Consider the following 374-nt stretch of genomic DNA (forward strand, 5'->3'; position numbering starts at 1 on the left):
CTTTGTTCGATTTTGCCGACAGGCTGGTCTGATTGCCGGCGAGCTGGTGGCCATCGATGGCAGCAAATTTCAGGCGGTGGCTGCTAGCCGCAAACACCTGACACCAAAAAAACTCCAGCACCGCGAAGCGGCGCTCGACAAGAAAATTGCGCGCTACCTGGCGCAGCTCGATGAAGCGGATCGTGACGAAGAAGGCGAGTCGATCGACCGTTCAGCAGTGCAGGCAGCGCTGGCGGAGTTGCAGGTAAAAAAGGCCAATAACCAGACCTGCCAAGTGCTGATGCAAGCTCAAGGCCTGGTTCAGCACGTTGTGGGCGAGCCCGATGCGCGAAAAATGCGAACAGCGTCCGGACCGCTCGTGGCCTACAACATTC

General features: G+C 58.0%; 1 pseudogene. It reads left to right on the forward strand.

The features are described 5' to 3' along the window. A pseudogene (locus HU755_RS26970) lies at positions 1-374 on the forward strand (IS5/IS1182 family transposase); the annotation flags it as partial.

Source organism: Pseudomonas sp. SWRI111 (assembly GCF_014268555.1).
GTDB lineage: Bacteria > Pseudomonadota > Gammaproteobacteria > Pseudomonadales > Pseudomonadaceae > Aquipseudomonas > Aquipseudomonas hamedanensis.